Source organism: Weizmannia sp. FSL K6-3076, assembly GCF_038007245.1.
In the GTDB taxonomy this organism is placed as follows: domain Bacteria; phylum Bacillota; class Bacilli; order Bacillales; family Bacillaceae_C; genus Weizmannia; species Weizmannia faecalis.
In genome coordinates, this window is the sequence record NZ_JBBOWU010000001.1 from 3,361,736 (window position 1) to 3,380,211 (window position 18,476).

The 18,476-nt window shown below is 49.2% G+C and carries 20 protein-coding genes; 7 read left to right on the top strand and 13 right to left on the bottom strand.

The genetic code is table 11. The features are described 5' to 3' along the window. Window positions 1-28: 28 nt before the first annotated feature. Entirely contained in the window at window positions 29-1,228 is a 1,200-nt protein-coding gene (locus NSS95_RS15930) for a phospholipase D-like domain-containing protein (RefSeq protein ID WP_179234776.1), read from the top strand. A 278-nt stretch (window positions 1,229-1,506) separates the two neighbouring features. Here NSS95_RS15930 and argS read toward each other — a convergent pair whose 3' ends face one another. The 3 genes from argS to speB form a co-directional block, all read right to left on the bottom strand. Continuing rightward, the gene (gene argS / locus NSS95_RS15935) at window positions 1,507-3,177 is read right to left on the bottom strand and encodes an arginine--tRNA ligase (RefSeq protein ID WP_035190068.1); all 1,671 of its coding nucleotides are present in this window, start codon (window positions 3,175-3,177) and stop codon (window positions 1,507-1,509) included. After that, the gene (locus NSS95_RS15940) at window positions 3,174-3,614 is read right to left on the bottom strand and encodes a DUF1934 domain-containing protein (RefSeq protein ID WP_035190070.1); all 441 of its coding nucleotides are present in this window, start codon (window positions 3,612-3,614) and stop codon (window positions 3,174-3,176) included. The genes argS and NSS95_RS15940 overlap by 4 nt, the downstream gene beginning before the upstream one ends. A 155-nt stretch (window positions 3,615-3,769) precedes the next feature. Then, a complete protein-coding gene (gene speB, locus NSS95_RS15945; protein WP_017552682.1) occupies window positions 3,770-4,642 on the bottom strand; it encodes an agmatinase in 873 nt (290 codons plus the stop codon). A 180-nt stretch (window positions 4,643-4,822) separates the two neighbouring features. Between speB and NSS95_RS15950 the strand changes: the two genes are divergently transcribed. Further along, a complete protein-coding gene (locus tag NSS95_RS15950) occupies window positions 4,823-6,874 on the top strand; it encodes a transglycosylase domain-containing protein (RefSeq protein WP_035190088.1) in 2,052 nt (683 codons plus the stop codon). 102 nt (window positions 6,875-6,976) lie between these two features. Here the strand turns inward: NSS95_RS15950 and NSS95_RS15955 are convergent, their stop codons facing one another. Further along, window positions 6,977-7,489, bottom strand: coding sequence for a YwhD family protein (locus NSS95_RS15955; RefSeq protein WP_340714024.1), 513 nt, complete (start codon window positions 7,487-7,489; stop codon window positions 6,977-6,979). A gap of 30 nt (window positions 7,490-7,519) precedes the next feature. Beyond that, window positions 7,520-8,182, bottom strand: a complete 663-nt coding sequence (locus NSS95_RS15960; protein WP_179234777.1) for a site-2 protease family protein — start codon at window positions 8,180-8,182, stop codon at window positions 7,520-7,522. A 145-nt stretch (window positions 8,183-8,327) separates the two neighbouring features. On the opposite strand from NSS95_RS15960, the gene NSS95_RS15965 reads away from it, so the two are divergent. After that, window positions 8,328-8,513: a 2-hydroxymuconate tautomerase gene (locus NSS95_RS15965; RefSeq protein ID WP_035190072.1), complete on the top strand. Its 186-nt coding sequence runs from the start codon at window positions 8,328-8,330 to the stop codon at window positions 8,511-8,513. 14 nt (window positions 8,514-8,527) lie between these two features. Here NSS95_RS15965 and NSS95_RS15970 read toward each other — a convergent pair whose 3' ends face one another. Then, a complete protein-coding gene (locus NSS95_RS15970; protein ID WP_035190074.1) occupies window positions 8,528-9,046 on the bottom strand; it encodes a YwgA family protein in 519 nt (172 codons plus the stop codon). Window positions 9,047-9,063: 17 nt separating this feature from the next. After that, window positions 9,064-10,380, bottom strand: coding sequence for an HD domain-containing protein (locus NSS95_RS15975; protein WP_017552678.1), 1,317 nt, complete (start codon window positions 10,378-10,380; stop codon window positions 9,064-9,066). A 598-nt stretch (window positions 10,381-10,978) separates the two neighbouring features. Between NSS95_RS15975 and NSS95_RS15980 the strand changes: the two genes are divergently transcribed. Then, window positions 10,979-11,689, top strand: coding sequence for an RsfA family transcriptional regulator (locus tag NSS95_RS15980; RefSeq protein ID WP_168985776.1), 711 nt, complete (start codon window positions 10,979-10,981; stop codon window positions 11,687-11,689). 445 nt (window positions 11,690-12,134) lie between these two features. Here NSS95_RS15980 and NSS95_RS15985 read toward each other — a convergent pair whose 3' ends face one another. The 3 genes from NSS95_RS15985 to pta form a co-directional block, all read right to left on the bottom strand. Continuing rightward, window positions 12,135-12,968: a lipoate--protein ligase family protein gene (locus tag NSS95_RS15985; protein ID WP_013860779.1), complete on the bottom strand. Its 834-nt coding sequence runs from the start codon at window positions 12,966-12,968 to the stop codon at window positions 12,135-12,137. A 31-nt stretch (window positions 12,969-12,999) separates the two neighbouring features. Next, the gene (locus NSS95_RS15990) at window positions 13,000-13,179 is read right to left on the bottom strand and encodes a hypothetical protein (protein ID WP_017550341.1); all 180 of its coding nucleotides are present in this window, start codon (window positions 13,177-13,179) and stop codon (window positions 13,000-13,002) included. 383 nt (window positions 13,180-13,562) lie between these two features. Further along, window positions 13,563-14,564: a phosphate acetyltransferase gene (gene pta, locus NSS95_RS15995; protein WP_100228779.1), complete on the bottom strand. Its 1,002-nt coding sequence runs from the start codon at window positions 14,562-14,564 to the stop codon at window positions 13,563-13,565. 140 nt (window positions 14,565-14,704) lie between these two features. On the opposite strand from pta, the gene hemQ reads away from it, so the two are divergent. Together hemQ and gerQ are read left to right on the top strand one after the other, a co-directional pair. Next, complete coding sequence (hemQ, locus tag NSS95_RS16000) at window positions 14,705-15,460, top strand: hydrogen peroxide-dependent heme synthase (protein ID WP_014096713.1); 756 nt, start codon at window positions 14,705-14,707, stop codon at window positions 15,458-15,460. Between the two features lie 160 nt (window positions 15,461-15,620). Next, entirely contained in the window at window positions 15,621-16,067 is a 447-nt protein-coding gene (gene gerQ, locus NSS95_RS16005) for a spore coat protein GerQ (RefSeq protein ID WP_014096712.1), read from the top strand. A 42-nt stretch (window positions 16,068-16,109) separates the two neighbouring features. Here gerQ and NSS95_RS16010 read toward each other — a convergent pair whose 3' ends face one another. The 3 genes from NSS95_RS16010 to NSS95_RS16020 form a co-directional block, all read right to left on the bottom strand. Continuing rightward, a complete protein-coding gene (locus tag NSS95_RS16010; RefSeq protein WP_017550344.1) occupies window positions 16,110-16,481 on the bottom strand; it encodes a DUF423 domain-containing protein in 372 nt (123 codons plus the stop codon). A 163-nt stretch (window positions 16,482-16,644) separates the two neighbouring features. Further along, window positions 16,645-16,890, bottom strand: coding sequence for a YwdI family protein (locus NSS95_RS16015; protein WP_017550345.1), 246 nt, complete (start codon window positions 16,888-16,890; stop codon window positions 16,645-16,647). A 344-nt stretch (window positions 16,891-17,234) separates the two neighbouring features. After that, complete coding sequence (locus tag NSS95_RS16020; protein ID WP_017550347.1) at window positions 17,235-17,921, bottom strand: uracil-DNA glycosylase; 687 nt, start codon at window positions 17,919-17,921, stop codon at window positions 17,235-17,237. 149 nt (window positions 17,922-18,070) lie between these two features. Here NSS95_RS16020 and NSS95_RS16025 point away from each other — a divergent pair, with 149 nt between their 5' ends. Beyond that, window positions 18,071-18,418: a general stress protein gene (locus NSS95_RS16025; protein ID WP_017550348.1), complete on the top strand. Its 348-nt coding sequence runs from the start codon at window positions 18,071-18,073 to the stop codon at window positions 18,416-18,418. Window positions 18,419-18,476 lie beyond the last annotated feature (58 nt).

An 18,476-nucleotide genomic window follows, 5' to 3' on the forward strand; every position in this document is an offset into this window, starting at 1 on the left:
AAAATCGATTGAAGCGGGGAAAAAAGATATGATTTTGCTCTTATTCCTTTCTGCCGTCATAGTACTCATCATCTGGCTTTTCACCGATTACACGCTTGGAAAAAGGCATTTCCGCAAAACTCGCAAACAGCGCCAATATCCCGTACGGCACGGAGATTTTACTGTTTTTACATGCGGAGAAAATCTGTTTCCCCACTACTTTTCCGATATCCTGCATGCCAAAAAAAGCATATACGTCCTGTTTTATATTGTAAAAAATGATGAAATCAGCCGTGAATTTTTCAGCCTGCTCGCAAAAAAAGCGCGCGAAGGGAAAGAAGTAAAAGTATTGCTCGATTGGGCGGGCAGCCGGAAGGTCACAAAACAGATGATTGCACAGCTGAAAAACGCTGGCGCCTCGTTTGCCTTCAGCAACCGGCCGAAGTTCCCTTTTTTCTTTTACACGCTCCAGCAGCGGAACCACCGGAAAATAACCGTCATTGACGGGGAGACAGGCTATCTTGGCGGTTTCAATGTGGGGAAGGATTATATCAATGGCAACAAGTCGCTGTCTCCTTGGCGGGATTACCATTTCCGCTTAACCGGCGGAAGTATCCGCGACTTGCAGGAGGAATTTATCAGGAACTGGGAAACGGCTACAGGAGAAAATATGCCATTTGAAACACATCTCTCTCCCCATGAGGAGAAAAGCGGATGCCGCCACCGGATCATCCCGACTGCGGGCGATGAGCTTGAGCACCTGGTTTGCAGCCTGATTGATGAAGCCCGTGAATCGATTTTTATCGGTTCCCCGTACTTTATCCCGACTCCGGCCATCCACAAAAAACTGGTACAGGCTTTGGCACGGGGCGTAAAAGTCACAGTGCTCACCCCCGATAAGGCGGACCATCCGCTTGTCAAAGAGGCCGCAAGCCGCTATTTCCGGCAGCTGCTTGAAAATGGCGCAGACATTTATTTGTTCAAGCCCGGATTTTATCACGCGAAAATTATGATCATTGACCGGACCGTCTGCGATATCGGAACGGCTAATTTTGACCGGCGCAGTGTCCGTTTAAACTTTGAAGTCAACTGTCTTGTATACGACAACGCGTTTATCCAAAAAATGTGTGCGATCGTAAAAGAAGATATGTGCCACGCTGTCCCGCTTACAGCAGACGACCTGAACCGCCCCGGATTGGCAACGAGGCTGGCTGAATGGGGTGTGAGGGCAATTGAAGGATTTTTGTGATAAAAGACCGGCTCTGGGTCAGTCGGCGCGATCAAAAAAAATTGCTCCCTGAAGACTGGGGCACTGCCAGGCACATTAGGTGGTTAACAGCTAAACCATCGTTTGGGCTGTCCTTGAATACCATCGCCCCTTAAAAGCTGTCACGGAACCCCAGGCACGTAACTGCACGTCATCTTGCTATTTGCATTCCATTTTGCTTTTCTTAAACCCAATAAACCATTGCGCACCAAAAAAAGCCGCCCCCTGAACCTGTAAACGGATGGGGACGGCTTTTTTCTTTACATTTTTTCCGGTGCGGAAACGCCGATCAGCTGGAGCGCGTTTTTCAGCGTAATTTGCACGGCCTTCACGAGGGCAAGGCGCGCTTTGGTGGCGTCCGCATGCGCCGGCTCGATCACTTTCACAGCATTGTAAAAGCTGTGGAAGTTGGCGGCAAGTTCGTTAATATAATTTGTAATGCGGTGCGGGATCCGCTTTTCGGCCGCATCAGCAATCACCTGCGGGAATTCTCCGAGCTTTTTCAGGACATCCGTTTCCTTTTCAGACCGGATCACGGAAAAATCGGCGCCTGTATCCGGCACAAACCCTTTTTCTTCCGCCTGGCGCAAAATACTGCAAATACGGGCATGGGCATATTGCGCATAGTAAACCGGGTTTTCATTGGACTCTGAAACGGCAAGATCAAGGTCAAAGTCCAAATGCGTATCCGAACTTCTCATCGCAAAGAAGTACCGGGTTGCATCAAGCCCGACTTCGTCAATGAGTTCACGCATCGTGACCGCTTTCCCAGTCCGCTTGCTCATTTTCATTTTTTCGCCGTTTTTATACAAGTGAACAAGCTGGATGATCTCCACTTCAAGATTGCCGCTGTTATAGCCGAGCGCTTCCATTGCCGCTTTCATCCGCGGGATATAGCCGTGGTGGTCAGCGCCCCAAATATTAATCACCGTATCGAAGCCGCGGTCAAATTTGTCTTTATGGTAAGCAATATCCGGGGTCAAGTACGTGTAAGTCCCATCGTTTTTGATGAGCACGCGGTCTTTGTCGTCGCCGAAAGCCGTCGAGCGGAACCACGTTGCCCCGTCCTTTTCATAAATATGGCCTTTTTCGCGCATCAGTGTCAGCATTTCGTCAACTTTTCCGCTCTTATAAAGAGACGTTTCCGAATACCAGACATCAAAACGAACGCGGAAGTCTTCAAGGTCTTTTTTCAGTTTCGCCATCTCGTAATCGAGGCCGTACTGGCGGAAAAATTCGTAGCGCGTTTTTTCATCCGCGTCCACAAATTTCCGGCCGTATTCATCGGCAAGTTTTTTTCCAAGGTCAATAATATCCTGGCCGTAATAGCCATCTGCCGGCATTTCCTTTTCCATCCCGAGCGCCTGGAAGTAGCGCGCTTCGACTGACAAGGCCAGATTGTGGATCTGGTTGCCGGCATCGTTAATATAGTATTCACGGGTCACCTCATACCCTGCTTTTTCAAGAATATTGCACAGTGAATCCCCGACAGCGGCGCCGCGCGCATGTCCGAGGTGAAGATCACCGGTCGGGTTCGCCGATACGAATTCAACCTGGATTTTTTTGCCCCTGCCGGCATCTGAACGGCCGTAATCCGCACCATCGTGAAGGATAGAAGGGATCAGCCGGGTCAAATACGTATTGTCCAAATAAAAATTAATAAAGCCGGGGCCTGCGATTTCCACTTTTTCAATCGACGTTTTCGATTTGTCGATATGTTCGACAATCGCTTCCGCAATCTGGCGCGGCGCTTTTTTTGCCGCACGCGCAAGCTGCATTGCAATGTTTGCGGCATAATCGCCGTGTGCTTTTTCTTTTGGCTTTTCCAGCACAATAGCCGGAATATCCGCTTCCGCAACCAAGCCGGTCTTCATCACCGCTTCTTTGATTTCCGTTTTCAGCGTTTCCTGCATTTGTTCCGCAATGTTCATTTTGCTGCTTGTACCTCCTCATAATGGATCTTCATTTTATATGTACCGACCGAACCCCCATGCATATAAAGCCTGTATCTGAGGGAAAGCTGCCCGGAAAGCGGGCCTGTGCGCGTGTGCACAATCTCATCTGCCGCCGCTTCAATCGGGAATTGGCCATAGCCGTTTTCGTAAGTCCCCGGGCGCCTTGTCCCGGCACGCAAATCAAGCCGCATGGAGACCGCACCGCTTCTCAATACAAGCGCCCTTCCGCTTGCCATTTTGACAACCGTATAAATTTTGCCGGCTTCCTGCACTTCCTCGTACTTTAAATAGGCCGAACCGCCTTTTTCGTAATAATGGCCGAACAAAACCAGTTCGATTTTTTCCGCTTCTTCCTGGAAAATCTCCGTGGTCATATGTATTTTTACAGGGCAAGAAACGGTTTCCCCCGCCATTTTCCCACATCCTTTATTTCATCCATTATAACCTTTCCGGCGGAAAAATAATATGGTAACTCTCCTCATTTTATCATATATAATGGAGCTGCTATCCCGCAAGCTTAACTTTAAAAACCCGGCACCCGCCCCCGCAGCCGGTGCCGGGTTTTCCGTTACTTCACCCAGCCGAGCATCATTTCGCGCACGAGCTTGCTAGCCGTATTGGCTGTTTGCTCGGAATGATCATATACAGGTGCCACTTCAACAAGGTCACAACCAATGACATTCACGCCGGAACGGGCAATCGCATGAATCGATGCCAGCAGTTCTTTTGAGGTGATCCCGCCGGCATCCACCGTCCCTGTCCCCGGCGCAAAAGCGGGATCGAGCACATCAATATCGACCGTCACATACACATGGCGGCCGGAAAGCGCCGGCAACACTTTTTTGAGCGGCTCAAGCACTTCAAACTTTGCGATATGCATGCCGTTTCTTTCCGCCCATTCAAATTCCTCTTTTAAGCCGGACCGGATACCGAATGAATACACATTCGCGGGCCCGATCAACTCCGCCGTTTTCCGGATCGGCGTAGCATGCGAAAGCGGCTCGCCTTCATAATCCGTGCGCAAATCGGTATGGGCATCAAAATGAATGACAGCGAGATCCGGGTATTTTTTGTAAACGGCGCGGATCACCGGCCATGTCACCAAATGCTCGCCGCCAAGGCCGAACGGAAATTTCCCGTCGTCGAGCAATGTCCCGACATAATTTTCAATCATATCAAGGCTTTTTTGCGGATTGCCGAACGGCAGCGGCATATCTCCGGCATCAAAATAGCTGATTTCAGCAAGTTCCCGGTCAAGATACGGGCTGTATTCTTCGAGCCCGATTGAAACTTCCCGGATGCGCCCCGGGCCGAACCGTGAACCCGGGCGGTAGCTGACTGTCCAGTCCATCGGCATGCCGTAAAGCACCACCCGGCTTTTTTCATAATCCGGGCTTGCCCCGATAAAAACATGGCCTGAATAAGCTTCGTCAAATCTCATCTTTTTCTCCTCTTTTTCACAATTTCGGACACATGGAAAAAGTATAGTGAAATTCCGAAAAAAAGCAAGAATCTTTTTACAGCGGGCCACCCTTCCCATAATCCTTTTTTCGGTTCCGGTGTTTAAAATTTCCTCTCTTACTAAATACTAAGGAAATAAGGAGAAAAAGAGGTGCGGATGATGGAGACACAGACAACACCAAAGATCCGGAAAGCCAAATGGGGCCTGCGCCTGATGCTGTTTGCCCTGATTACTTTCGCCATCCTGCTGTCTGCCTTAACGGCAGCTGTCTATCTGTATGCAAAAATTCTCGGTCCGCCGCCGCTGTCCGTACCGCAATCAACGCTTTATTATGCACAAAACGGCAAACAAATCGGCGAGTCGAACAGCGGCCAGCAAAGATACTGGGTGCCGCTTGACGGCATCTCCGAAAACGCCATTGACGCGACCATTTCAATCGAAGACCGAAACTTTTACCATCACCACGGCTTTGATTACCGGCGCATGGCCGGGGCGGTCGCTGCCGATATGAAAGCAATGGGAAAGGTGCAGGGCGCAAGCACCATTACCCAGCAATACGCCCGCAACCTGTTTTTAACGCTTGATAAAACATGGGAAAGAAAATTAAAGGAAGCATTCTACACGGTCCGGCTCGAGTCCAGCTACAGCAAAGACCGGATTCTGGAAGGCTATTTAAATACGATCAATTACGGGCATGGAAAATACGGGATTGAAGCCGCAAGCCGGTACTATTTCGGGAAAAGCGCCAAACAGCTGACACTTGCCGAAGCCGCCATGCTTGCCGGGATTCCAAACGGACCCGGAGTCTACTCCCCTGTCATTTCGCCGGAAAAAGCGAAAAAACGGCAGCTTGCTGTTTTGCAATCGATGGTGAAAAACGGCTATATTACAAAAAAACAAGCAGCAGCAGCCGCCAATGAAACGGTAAAAATCATGCAAAAAGCGGATCCGGATACAAACCGGATCGCCCCTTATTTCCAGGACCTTGTGAAAAAACAGCTGAAAACAAAACTCGGGTTTGATGACCGGACGATTGCGCTCGGGGGATTAAAAGTATATACCACCCTTGATGTGAAGCAGCAAAAAATTGCCGAAGAAACAGTGAAGGAAATCATTCCGGCATCTTCGCAAATCCAGCTCGGTTTTGCGGCAATCAATCCGAAAAACGGCTTCGTAACCGCACTTACCGGGGGCCGCGATTATGCGGAAAGTTCCTTTAACCGCGCCACACAGGCAACGCGCCAGCCCGGTTCCACCATGAAGCCGCTCCTTTATTATGCTGCATTGAACCACGGATTCACGCCGGCAACGATGCTCAAAAGCGAACCGACCGTTTTCCGGCCGGGCGGATCTTCATACAGGCCGCATAATTTCAACAGCCAGTATGCCAATAGGGACATTACGATGATGCAGGCGCTCGCCGTTTCAGATAATATTTACGCCGTGAAAACCCATTTGCTGCTCGGACAGGATGTGCTCGTCCAAACCGCAAAACAATTCGGCCTTACAACCCCGATGGAAAAAGTGCCGTCACTTGCGCTCGGCACATCCGGAGTGCACCTGCTCGATATGGTGAACGCCTACAGCCTGCTTGCAAACGGCGGCACTCAAAACGGGCCTGTTTTCATCACAAAAGTGGAAGATTATAAAGGTCACGTCCTGTATGCATACGACAAACACGAGAAAAAACGAGTGCTGGACAAAGCGGCGGCGTTTGTCACCTCGCAAATGATGACCGGTATGTTTGACAAGCGCCTGAACGGCTATGCCCGTGTCACCGGCGCCTCCATTGTCAAAAGCCTCACCCGCCCGTACGCCGGCAAATCCGGCTCCACCAACACGGACAGTTGGATGATCGGGTTTTCGCCCCAGCTCGTGTCAGGCGTTTGGGTCGGATACGACAACGGGCAGGAAATCACGTTGGCCGCTGACAAAATGTACGCCAAAAAAATATGGGCCCGGTTTATGGAAAAAGCACTTGCCGGGCGCCCTGCCGCGGAGTTTAAGCCGCCCAAAGGCGTAACCGGCGTTGAAATCGATCCTGAAACCGGGAAAATTGCAACCGAAAACTGCCCGGTGGCAAGGCTGACATACTTTATATCCGGTACCGAACCGGCCGAGCCCTGCAGCAAACATCCCGCAGCAGGAGAAAATGAGTTGTATCCGAAAAAGCACCGTAACTGGCTTGAAAAACTGTTCCCGTTTTTTTAAAAACAGCAAAAAGAAAGGCCTGGCCGCTTTGCGGTCAGGCCTTTCCTGCTCTTTCAATCCATCTTGAAATTCCGGCCGGTTCCTCGCACAAAATGCGCGGGGTCAGGCCTTTAATGCTTCTTTCAATTCATCGCTGGATAAATCCCACATCTCGCTGCTGTGGCCTTTTAAAAAGTCTGCCAGCACTTTTTTGGACCGGTCGTCCATATGGTCTACAATGATATGGCCCTTCATCGACTTGTCGAGGCGGTTGACATGTTCCGGCAGCGATTTGTAGCCGCGGCGTTTTTCCTTGTTGACCACCATTTCGCAGGCTGTCACCCCGTGATAATAAGGCCCGTTTTCGCCGCGTTCAATTGTCACCCACACAAGCCAGTACGGTTTTGCCCCCTCTTCTGGGACTTCCGAACGGTCGGGGAAAAATCTCACCCGTTTTTCCACGGCGCTCCTTGCATGCATCGCCCCAATATCGACAACCGCCGTGCCTTCATTGACATCAATGATCACCGGCGAGACATTTTCAAGGTTCAGCGCCCCGGTGCCAAAACTTTTATGGCCGTCAGTCGGCGCATTTTTAATAATATTAAATTCTGCTTTTTTCTTTTTTTCAGCCATCTTGCACATCCCCTTTCTCTCAATGGCAATCTATCCGAATACGGAAACAATGGTCTGGAATCCCTTCATAATCGACGGAACCGCACTGTTAAGCAGCGGCGAGATCGTATACCGGCCAAGCGGCGTGACCAAAAGGACCAGAAATACAACGATGCTGTACTGCTCGTACTGCGTCAATTTTGCCCGTACCCCCGGCGAAACCAAATCTTCTATGATCCGGTACCCGTCCAGCGGCGGAAGCGGAATTAAATTGAAAATAAACAATACGAGATTCAGCCAGACAAAATAATTGAAAAAGGAAAGGACAAACCATGGCAGGCCTGCGCCAAGCCCGGTTGCCACGAGCACATAAAAAATGATTTCCCCGATAAACGCCATCAAAAAATTGCTGGCAGGGCCCGCAAAGGATACCGTCACCCCTGCCAGGCGCGGATTTTTGAAATGGTAGCGGTTTACCGGGACAGGGCGCGCCCAGCCGAAGCCGGCGACAAAAATAAGCAGCGCGCCGAGCGGGTCAATATGCTGCGCCGGGTTCAATGTCAGCCGCCCCTCGCGTTTAGCAGTCGGGTCGCCGCACAGATAAGCCGTATAAGCATGGGAAAATTCATGGACGGTAAAAGCAATGATCAACACCGCCGCGACAATCGGGATATCCCTCAACGGATATGCCAAAAACTGTTGTAATTGTTCCACGTACCGGTCTCCTTTAAAAACAATATATTGACTATAGTATACAAAATTTTCATTCGGTATTCACTTGTTTTAAAAGTGCCACTTGCAGGCGGGCAAAAAAGACTTTACAATTTTTATGAAATCATCTAAAAGGAGATGCACCCGCATGCCATATGTAACCGTCAAAATGCTGGAAGGCCGTACAGACGAACAAAAGAAAGCGCTGGTCGAAAAAGTAACGGCCGCGGTCAGCGAAACCGTAGGCGCCCCAAAAGAAAACATTACCGTGTTCATTGAAGAAATGTCAAAAAACCATTATGCCATAGGCGGCGTCCGCAAAAGCGACGAATAGGGGCGGAAAAATCGCTATGCCTGCTGGACAGGGCTAGCGATTTTTTTCAATTTTTCTATGTAATCGTACGCCTCGTTGATTTCTTCCTCCGTATAACGCTGCTTCGCCTTTAATGTAAAGATTTTCTCCTTTACTTCCTCTTTCGGAAGCATATCAAAATACATGACGGTTGAAACAAGCTCAAGGAAGCGTGCATTTTGCCCATTCATTTCTGCCAGGCACGCATCCAGCCCCGACAGATCCGGTTCGTACATTTCCAGAAATTCCCGGCCTTCGTCTGTCACCGTATACCGGTATTGGACATATCCGCCTTTTTTCTCTTTTACTTCGTTTACAAACCCGAGATTGGTCAGTTCCTCTACTTTGAGCGTCAACTCTTCAGAATACGGGCCGTAAAAGTGGAACTCGAATTTTTCCTGAAACGGGAAGGATAATTTTTTCGCAATATAAATCATTTTTTGCAGCTTTTTACGCCCGACAATCTCTCCGCTTATGGCAAGCGCACCCATTATTTTCACATGATCTTCTAACACAAACCATTCACTCCTGACTAAATTTCCGAACTCCGGGGCAGTTTCAGCAAAGCGGCAATTTCCCTTTTCTTTTCCCCGTGTGTCGTTTCGTCTTCGATCAAATCAAGCGGAAAATACAATTTATGATCCGTTCTTCTTTTCCCCGAAATGGCGTCCACAATATCCGATTCCCTTGATAATTCCTTCAGGTCGCCGTTTCGCATCAGCAAATTGATCGGCAGCCGTTCCCCTTCCTCGCCCGGCCGGTAAAAATCGTACGGAAGGTCTGAAGACGAATCAATGACCAAATAATAGTTCGGGTCGATCCCGGCTTCTTCAAAAAGCTTTTCAAGCCGGCTGTGCACCTTAAATTCTTTTGCCGGGTCAAACTCAATGTATTTAAACAGATTCCGGTTTACAAAGCGGGCGCAAAGATCCCGCAAAACCGGGTCATCTTCTTCCTGCCAAACTTCAATATAATACAGCATGATGTGCTCATCCAGCTTTAAATAATCTCGCAGGGTAAGCCTGCCTTCAAAAAGCGATTGGAAATGGCTGGGCCCGTGTTTGAACGGATAACGGGCATCGTACAACGTTTTCGCGCGCTGCAAAATTTTTGTTAAAATCACTTCCGCACTTCTTGTCACCGGGTGGAAATACACTTGCCAGTACATTTGGTAACGGCTTAAAATGTAATCTTCGACCGCATGCATGCCGCTATATTTAAAAACGGCCTGGTCTTCATGCGGGCGCATGACGCGGAGCAGCCGTTCAATGTCAAAATGGCCGTAGCTTACCCCTGTATAGTACGCATCGCGCAGCAAATAATCCATCCGGTCCGCATCAAGCTGGCTTGAAATCAGGCTGACCACCAGCTTGTTTTCTGAAGTTTTCGCAATCACTTCCGCCACTTTTTTCGGGAAATTTCTGCCGACCCGCCGCAATACTTCATTGACTTCCGTCTCCCCGAGGATGATTTGCCTTGTAAACTCCTCATGGTCCATACCGAACACTTTTTCAAACGAATGGGAAAACGGGCCGTGGCCAAGATCGTGCAAAAGCGCAGCGCAAAGCGACAGCAGCCTGTCCTTTCCGTTCCAGTTCACCCGGTCTTTAAAAACATCATCTGTAATTCTCCTGACAATTTCATAGACGCCGAGCGAGTGGCTGAAACGGCTGTGTTCCGCCCCGTGGAAAGTCAGGTAAGTCGTGCCGAGCTGCCGGATCCGGCGCAAACGCTGGAACTCTTTTGTTCCGATCAAGTCCCAGATCACCCGGTCACGCACATGGACATAGCGGTGGACAGGGTCTTTAAACACTTTTTCCTCACTGAGCTTACGTTTGGCGTATTCCATGCTTTACCCTCTTCCTGATGTCGTAATTCTATTATACCGGGACAAGCCCGAGAAAAAAAGCTTGTAATATGCGGACGGGCAGCTTTTGGAAATGCGCGGGGCTAATGAATACCCCCCGATGGAAGACCGCCTCTTTCGAAAATGCTTGATTTTGCCGTTTCTATAGGGGAACCAGCTTGTGGCGCTGCATTTTTTTAACACCGGCCGGGCGCGGTAAGCGTAAAACAGCGGCTCGCACCAGCTTTGACTCTGCACTTTTTAAACCGGCCAGGTGGTTGGAGAGCATTGGCGGTCTCCATGCCCACAGCTTGTGGCGCTGCACTTTTTAATTAGGAAACCCGTTCTTCTCTTGCCATATTTTCCAATCCCCGCCAGCGTGTGGCTGCGCTTTTTAAACCCCTTGCATTTATCCGTGCCCGGGCAGACGCTAACGGGGCTTTTTGGCTTCCCCCGTGTACCCGCCTGTCTGTGTTGTCGAAAGCAAAAATCCGTTTGCGCGCTAAAATTCTATTATTTTTTTACCATATTGGTATAAATTGCGTGTTTTTTGTCCATTCTCTTAGTACAAACAAAAAATTTACATTTGGGGGTAATGAGAATGAAAACACGTCAAGATGCGTGGAGCGAAGAAGATGATTTGTTGCTGGCTGAAACAGTGCTCCGCCACGTGCGCGAAGGAAGCACACAGCTGAATGCTTTTGAGGAAGTCGGCGATAAGCTGAACCGTACATCCGCCGCCTGCGGTTTCCGCTGGAATGCGGTTGTCCGCCATAATTACGAACAGGCGCTGCAGCTTGCAAAAAAACAGCGCAAACAACGCCAGCGCCTGCTTGGAAAAGACCAGGGCGGGAAAAAGAAACTGCTGTACCAGCCACCGGTTCCAACACTCGAGGAAATTGGCGAAATGCCGCTTGCTGAATTTCCAGAACAACCGGCTCCGGACGGGGAAGAAGCTGAAAACGGCAGCCCGCAAGTTTCACAGCCGACCGAAAGCAACGGGGATATGAGCCTTGTCAAGGTCATCAGCTATCTGCAATACTTGAACAATACGCAATTCCAAAGCACGATTTTAAAAAGTGAGAATGCAAGATTGAAGCACGAAAACCAGGAATTGAAAAAGGAAACGGAAGAATTGAAAAAACGTGTCCAAGAGCTCGAAGAAAGTTCGGTTACCATGCAGGAAGACTACGAAACCTTGATGAAAATCATGAACCGCGCGAGAAAATACGTCCTTTTCGAAGAAGACGAAACCGGCGCGACTAAGTTCAAAATGGACCGCAACGGCAACCTCGAAAAGCTGGCAGAATAAGTTCCGGGCGAGCAAACAACAAAACCCATTGGGCGGTGCATGCTCAATGGGTTTTTAATGCCCGGGGCAGGCAATCATCCGGGCATCGGCTTTTTGACCCCGGTGTGTTTTGTCTTTTGGAGCCATTCTAAAAAACAATTGGACGTTGTTACCCGGGGGTCTTTTTCAGTGCCCTCCCAGCCGCGTATCAAAATGTCTTTCATCCGCTTCATGAAGGATAAAACAGAGGCCATCACCGGCCCCAAATGTCCTTCATCCGCCCCATGAAGGACAAAACAATCTCACCACAACCTCCAAATGTCCTTCACTCGCCCGATGAAAGACAAAAACGGGCTACCGCCACTTTAAATTGTCCTTCATCCCGCACATGAAAGACAATGGACTCCGGCCACACCTCAAGAATGTCTTTCATCAGATCAAGGAATGGCCCATTATCATCCATTCTTTACAAAAACCGGGCGTTTCTTTCCAGCATGCGTTCATAATATTTGCCGTACCATTTTGTTTCCTGTTCCGAAAGCGGGCGGGACACAAGCCGGCTCCCCAGCGTCTTCAGCGTTTGCAAAAGCCGCATGAAAACGTCCTGGACCGTGAGTATTTCCTGTAAAAGCTCCGACAAAGAAGCCATCACTTCAGGACGGACACACGGGTATTGCAACTTTGTCTCCGCGCCCTGTTTTGCCCGCTCATAAAAATCCTGAACGAGTTCTGCCCTGTCGGCGCCGCTGCCCGTCACGCATAAATAAATCTGGACAGCCACCCCTCTCCTGACCCGCCGCTGGGAGATGCCGGCGAATTTTTTCCCGCCAATGCTCAAATCATAACTCCCCGGGCAGTACGAGCCTGCTATTTCCCCCGCTTCAATTACAACCGGAAAATCCGAAAACATCATTTGGACCAGCTTAAACATCGCTTCGTATCCGCGGTTGATATCCATCCCCTTTTCCGTATCCGGCATAACAAGCGAAATGTTCAGCACGCCCGTATCCAATACAACGGCAAGCCCGCCTGAATTACGGACAATATACCGAAATCCTCTATTTTTAAGAACAGCCAGCCCCTCCTCAAAAAAGGGCAATTTTGTATCCTGAATGCCCAGGCTGACGGTGTCGTGATGCACCCATGTCCGGACAACAGCCGGGGAGGCGTTTGCCCCTACAGAGGTGCACAATGTGTCGTCCATCGCAAATGACTGGGCCGCTTCAAACTGCGGGCCCAACCCGGACTGGTCCATCACCCGCCACTCGGGCTGCTTCAGCAATTGCAGCGCTTCTTCCATGTTGATCCTTCCCCCATTTATTTTACTACTATCATATCATGCCGGATTGACTACCAAAAAGCTGCTCTCGAAACCCCTCTATTGGCAAGGATTCGAGAGCAGTGCTGAACCATCGGCTATCGCATGCCTTAGTAAAAATTGCCCCGGCTGCACATAAATTCCCAATACGATCAAATTCAGCCTTTTCCCTTTTCTCCCCAAATTCTTCCATTATAAAATGCCTTCCCTCCGGCCGTATAAAACATAAAAAAGGTTTGGCATCATGCAAAAGCCAAACCAAAAGAAGGCAAGCACTCTAATCCCCGGCGCTTCCGGGGGGTGCAAGCCGGAAAAGAGGAGTCCCGGCCACATACCAAAGGCCATTTTCCCCCGCAATGTCCAACAGCTTTACTACTGTGCCGGCTGTTTGCCACTTTTCCGCTCATGCCGAATCATTGCGGCATGGATACACAGTTTTATTTCATTTTGTTAAAAAAATCACAATGCTGCCGGACGCGGACATTGCCGGCAATTTGCCTGCCGGGCTGCTCCCAAGGATCAACCCGTTCTCCTCCAAACTTTGTCCACCCAACAGCCGGAAGCCTGGCAACTCCCTTACAAACTTTGTGCCGCGGAAATCAAAGCCAAATGATAAACATCTTCCGCATTGCAGCCGCGCGACAAATCATTGACAGGCGCATTCAGCCCTTGCAAAATCGGGCCAACTGCCTCAAAACCGCCAAGACGCTGGGCCATTTTATAACCGATATTCCCCGCATCCAGATTTGGAAAAATAAACACGGTTGCATTGCCCTGAATCACGGAATCCGGCGCTTTCTTTTGTGCAACAGCCGGCACATACGCAGCATCAAACTGCATCTCGCCGTCCACCACAAGCTCCGGATCGCGTTCTTTTGCCAACCGGACAGCCTGCGCCACTTTCTCCGTCTCATCGGAATGGGCGGAGCCTTTTGTTGAAAAGCTCAGCATCGCAATCCTTGGTTCAATATCAAATGTCCGGGCAGTTTTTGCGCTCTCCGCGGCTGTTTCCGCCAAATCCTGGCTGTCCGGTGAAATATTGATTGCACAATCTGCGAAAACAAATTTCTCTTCGCCCCTCACCATAATGAAGACGCCGGAAACTTTTTTCACGCCCTGCTTTGTTTTAATGATCTGCAATGCCGGCCGGACTGTATCAGCCGTCGAATGGATGGCACCGCTTACCAGACCGTCCGCCTTTTTCAAATAGACAAGCATGGTGCCGAAATAATTGACGTCTTTTAATATTTGGCGCGCATCTTCCTCCGTCGCCTTGCCTTTTCTCCGTTCCACAAAAGCCTGCACCATTTCTTCAAAACCGGCATAGTCTTCCGGGTCATACACTGCAACGCCCTCGACGGAAACACCGATGTCCCGTGCTTTTGCCTGGATTTCGTCCTTGTTCCCGATTAAAACCGGCCGGATCACTTCATCGGATGCAAACCGTGAGACAGCTGTTAAAACTCTTTCATCCGAACTTTCCGGGAAAACAATCGTTTTGTTGTGCCCCCGCACTTTTTCTTTTATCCCGTCAAAAAATGTACTCACGCTCAACACTCCTCGTATAACGGTATCCATTTTAAGGATAATCCATTTTTCCGGAAAATCAAAGGCAAAAGAAGGCTTCTTTTAGACAATTTCGCGGTAGCCGTAATATTTTTTCCCTTTTCTAACCTGTGTTATAGTAAGGGAAGAGAAAAACATTTGGAGGGAAAAAAATGAGCGAAGCAGCAGAAACACTGGACGGCTGGTACTCACTGCATGATTTCCGTTCTCTCGACTGGGCGGGCTGGAAGGCGCTGCCTGCCGAGGAAAGGGATGCTACGGTGAAAGAATTCCGGCAATTTCTTCAGCAACTGGATGCCATCCAAAGCAAACACGAAGGGGCTTATGCTTTATATACCATCACCGGCCAGAAAGCCGACTTTGTTTTATGGACGATGCGGCCGGCCCTGGAAGACCTCGAAGAAATTGAAACAGCCTTTAATAAATTAAGGATTGCTGATTTTACCATTCCGGCATATTCGTACATCGGTGTAAATGAACTGAGCAACTATGTGCGCGGCGGGAAAGCGGACGAGTCTGCGTATGAAAATCCGCGTGTCCGCGAGCGCCTCTACCCGACATTGCCGAAATCCAAATACTTCTGTTTCTACCCGATGGATAAACGGCGCGAAGGCAATGACAACTGGTACATGCTGCCAATGGAGGAACGCAAGGAGTTAATGAAAAGCCACGGATTGATCGGCCGCAAATATGCCGGCAAGGTAAAACAATATATTCTCGGTTCCACCGGGCTTGACGACTACGAATGGGGTGTGGCTTTATTATCCGATGATGCCCTGCAGTTTAAAAAAATCGTCTATGAAATGCGGTTTGACGAAGCCAGCGCAAGGTACGGAGAATTCGGCCCGTTCTATGTCGGCAGCCTGCTTGACGAAGAACGGTTAACCTCCTATTTGCATATTGGTTAAGAAAAATCCTTCCAGCCTGCTGGAAGGATTTTTTCACGAGAGATCTTAAGCATAACCCGTTTCCGGCCGGCATACACATAAATGTAGTGAATGCCCTTGTTTTTTGTGCATTTTACAAAAACCAGGGCAGACCGATATGCAAAATGGAGGGGGAAATCAGTTGGAAAACGGCAATTACACACCGCCCGTATACGGATATCCTTATTATTACCGGCAGTCCGCACAGCCTTATTACGGAGGATATTATCCGCCGTACCAGGTTCCCGGGGGGCAGCAAGCGCAGGCACCCTCACAGAACCTGCCCGGCCAGCTTCCGCTTGAACAATCGTATATTGAAAATATTTTGCGGCTGAATAAAGGAAAACTGGTCACGCTGTACGCCACGTTTGAAAACAACCGGGAATGGAATGCTAAAGTGTTCAATGGCATTATTGAAGCTGCCGGACGGGACCATGTCATCCTTAGTGATCCGCAAACCGGGCAGCGTTATTTAATCCCGATGGTCTATGTTGATTACGTTGTCTTCTCTGAAGAAATCGAATATGAATACCCATATGGTAGCACAACGCAAGCCGGTCAGCCGCTGGCAACCTATCCGCCGCGGTGATCAGCGAAAGAAAAAACAGCTCCGAAACCGGGCTGTTTTTTCTTACATCCACTTTACCGCCGCTATAGCAAGCAGTATCCAGGAAGCAAGGAACGCGACGCCTCCGATTGGCGTAATCGCACCAAGCACACTGATTTTCGTTAAGCTTAAAACATAAAGGCTGCCGGAGAAAAGGACGATGCCAATCAGCATCAACCATCCTGACCAGCTGAGCAGTGCGGATGATTTGAGGATGCCGGAAAGAATGCCGATCGCAATCAACCCGAGCGCATGGTACATTTCATAACGGACGCCGGTCTCCCAAATATCCAGATACTTCTGATCCATGATCCCTTTCAACCCGTGGGCCCCAAAAGCCCCGAGCGCAACAGATATACATGCGTTAATTGCTCCGAGAAAAACAAAAATATTCATGCGATGCACTCCCGTTTTTTAATATGAAACGCTGCCAACGTAAATGTTCACCATACAAAGCTGGATACCAATAGGAAGCTATGATGGCAGTGCAAACCGTATAAGAAGCTGCAGAGGAAAACAGGGACTCCCGCTTGGCTGGCGTTGTTTCAATTGTTTGCGATTAAAAGTCAAAAATAGAGTCCCCGTTTGCACCATCTTCCGTTTTCAACGGCTCCGGATTAAGCACCGGTTTCGGCACAGAAGGACCGGCAGGCAATGGCTGTTCAGGCTGGCTTTCCAATAAAACTTCGCACAAAGCTTTTACCGCATAGATATGCTCCCTGAGTTGTTCCGCCGGCATTGCCTGTTTTGCCTTTGCCAATTCCTGCTCCATTTTTTCCAAAAGCATTTCCGTTGTAATGGCCATATCCGCACCTCTGTTCAATTTCCAGCCTGAAAATTTGTGCCCTGTTGTTTTCCATCCCACTGCTGGTGCCGCGTTACGTGCAGCATGGGTGAAGATTGGTGATGGCTGAGTTTCATTCTTCCGATCGCATCATGGCGGCATGGTGCCGGCCCTGACAATGTTTCCTTCCTTTGATAGCCGCCTTTGCCGTCTGCTAAAATGACAGCTGCCAAAAGAGATTCCGTTTCTTACATTTATTTTAACAGAGGCCGTCTGTCCGAACAATGCGGAACGCTGTCATACTTTGCAAAAAAGCCGCCATGTTTCACGTGGAACATTGTCGGATTTCCTCGATGGAATGCGTTTTAAAGCTTTTCCTGTTCCGGCAGCTGCCAGTCGATCTCTTTTTCTCCCAACTTGCGCAAAATATTGTTGGTTTTTGAAAACGGGCGGCTCCCGAAAAAACCGCGATGGGCGGACAACGGGCTTGGGTGGGCAGCAGTTAAAACGAAATGTTTGTTGGTGTCGATCAGCGCTTTTTTGCTCTGTGCAGGCCTCCCCCATAACAGAAAAATGACAGGTGTTTCTTTCGCATTGATTTTCCGGATCACTTCGTCTGTAAAAATCTCCCATCCCATTCCCTGATGCGAATGGGCCTGCCCCTCCCTGACAGTCAACACGGTGTTTAACAGCATCACGCCCTGCTTTGCCCAGCTGACCAGGCACCCGTGCTGCGGAATCCTGCACCCAAGGTCGTCATGCAGCTCTTTGAAAATATTCCGGAGCGAAGGGGGAATCTCCACCCCCGGCTTTACTGAAAAACTGAGCCCGTGCGCCTGGCCCGGTCCGTGGTAAGGGTCCTGGCCAAGCAGGACAACCTTAATATCCCGGTAAGCCGTATAATGGAAAGCATTAAAGATATCGTACATATCAGGGTGAATCCGCTTTGTTGCATATTCCTTTTTGAGGAACTCCCTCAATTTTAAATAATATGCTTTTTGGAATTCCTCCTTTAAAAGCGGGCCCCAGTCATTTTTAAAGATGTCTTTCATTCCGTTTACAGCCCCTTTCTATCATCTAATTTAATTTTACCAGTTTCCCTGTCCGGCGGCTGTAAAACTTTTCTTTGTTTAAGGACGGCAGGAAGCGGTTATATAAATGTCAAAAGAAGCATCACCATTTTTCGGAAGGAGGAAGACAGATGCATAAAATAGAAGTTGTCGAAAACGGGCTCGAAGCGACAAATAAGACAACCGAGTTTGAAAATGAAGGATTTTCGAAAGACAATATTTATATTTTCTCGCATGACAAAAACCGGTCAAAAGATTTAACCGATGCAACGGAAACCGGATCGGTCGGCATGGAAGAACAAGGGGTCGTTGATTCGGTCGGCAATCTGTTAAGGGAGCGGGGAGATGAGCTGCGTTCGAAAATGCAGGCGCTCGGATTGTCGGAGATGGAAGCCGTACAGTATGAAAAAGTACTCGACGAGGGGCGCGTTGTCGTCATCGCCACGGATAACCAGGAGGGGCCTGAACACCTGCTATAAAACCGGACCGGGCCGGCGTTCCTTAAGCCGGCTTTTTTCTGCTTTTATTAGGTTAAAT